The following is a 1609-nucleotide window of genomic DNA, read 5'->3' as shown; positions in this document are numbered from 1 at the left end:
CACTTGCATCCCCACAAGCTGCGCCATTCCTTTGCGACTCACCTGCTGGAATCTTCCGGCGACCTGCGCGCGGTGCAGGAACTGCTGGGCCATGCCGATCTGGCCACCACCCAGGTCTATACCCACCTGGATTTCCAGCACCTGGCCCAGGTCTATGACGGCGCCCACCCCAGAGCCCAGCGTCGCAAGGGGGATGACGAGGAGTCTTCCTGACCTCTGCCGCTTCCCGCAGGAGTTCCCTTCCAGGGGACGAACCTCATGTAGCGAGGCCCCGAAGGGGAACTAATTTTCAAGGATCTATCGCGTCTGGAGAGCCCTGATCGCCCTATGGTCGATTCCGTGCTGCGCACGGTCGCCCCCTGGAAGGGAGCGCCTACAGCAGCTTCGCCACCATGGCCGGGCCACAGTCACGGCCATGCGCTACAATAGCGCCATGAGCCGACTCAAACTGATTACCTTTGATCTGGACAACACCCTCTGGCCGGTGGACGAAGTGATTCGCCGGGCGGAGAAGGCATGCAGTGACTGGATCATCGACCGCCACCCGGAAGCCGCCCAGGCGCTGAGCGCCGAACGGGTACGCGCGGTACGTACCGCCCTGCTGCGGGAACGACCGGACTATCTGGACAACCTGACCGCCCTGCGCCAGGACGCCATGGCCCGGGCCTTTACCGAACACGGCTTCAGCGCCGGCGAGGCGCGCAAGATTGCCGAGGAGGCCTTCCTGGTTTTCCACCGTGCCCGCAATCAGGTGACCTTTTTCCCCGGTGCCCTGGAGGTGCTCGAACAGCTGGCCGACAGCTACCAGCTGGGCGCACTGACCAATGGCAACGCTGACCTGCAACAGATCGGCATCGCCGAGCTGTTCACCTTCCATCACTCTGCGGAAACCATCGGCAAGCGCAAACCCGCACCGGACATGTTCCTGGCGGCACTGAAATCCGCCGGTGTCGACGCCAGCCAGGCGGCCCATGTGGGCGACCATCCCCTGGAAGATGTCCATGCTGCCCGCGAACATGGCATGCATGCCATCTGGGCCAACCTGATTGATCTGGACTGGCCGGTTGATCTGGCCCACCCCCGTCACCATATCCACAACCTTCACGAACTCCCTGACCTGGTACCCCTTTTCGATGACTAAGCGCGCGCAACTCACCAGCCTTCTCGACGACCTGCAGACCGAGATGGACCAGCAGGGCCTGTGGGAACAGCAACCCCCGGCGCCCTCTGCCTTCAACAGCGGCACCCCGTTCTTCGCCGACACCATGGATTTCAGTCAGTGGTTGCAGTGGGTGTTTATCGCCCGCTTCCGGGCCATTCTGGACGCTGACCATCCCCTGCCCGGCCAGTGCGATGTGAGCCCCATGGCGGAAGAGGCGCTGAAGGGCATGGAGCAGGATGTGAGTGAGATCATTGATCTGCTCAAGCAGTTCGACGAGCACTTTTAACGGTGGCGGCAACAGGGAGCCGGAGGCACGTATCTGTAGGAGGCTACCTGCAGGCGAACCCGCCAGACTGTAGGAGCGGCGCTCGAGCCGCGAACCGGGAGTGACACCAATCAGCTGGATTTGGCCTCGCACTGAGCAGGACCTGGCGCGCTCTGATATTC

At 62.7% G+C, this 1609-nt stretch carries 3 protein-coding genes; all 3 read left to right on the top strand.

Going from position 1 to position 1609, the window contains the following annotated elements; genetic code table 11:
• Positions 1 to 213: tyrosine-type recombinase/integrase (locus tag HUJ17_RS09915; protein WP_290510544.1), on the top strand; the 213-nt coding region annotated here is incomplete at its 5' end.
• Between the two features lie 202 nt (positions 214 to 415).
• Entirely contained in the window at positions 416 to 1141 is a 726-nt protein-coding gene (locus HUJ17_RS09910) for an HAD family hydrolase (protein WP_290510543.1), read from the top strand.
• Entirely contained in the window at positions 1134 to 1448 is a 315-nt protein-coding gene (locus tag HUJ17_RS09905; protein WP_290510542.1) for a YqcC family protein, read from the top strand. Before HUJ17_RS09910 ends, HUJ17_RS09905 begins: the two co-directional genes overlap by 8 nt.
• Positions 1449 to 1609 lie beyond the last annotated feature (161 nt).

It is taken from the genome of Alcanivorax sp., from assembly GCF_014762765.1.
Taxonomy (GTDB): domain Bacteria; phylum Pseudomonadota; class Gammaproteobacteria; order Pseudomonadales; family Alcanivoracaceae; genus Alcanivorax.
Note: the sequence above shows the minus strand (reverse complement) of the source record. Positions and strands in the feature narration are given on the sequence as shown.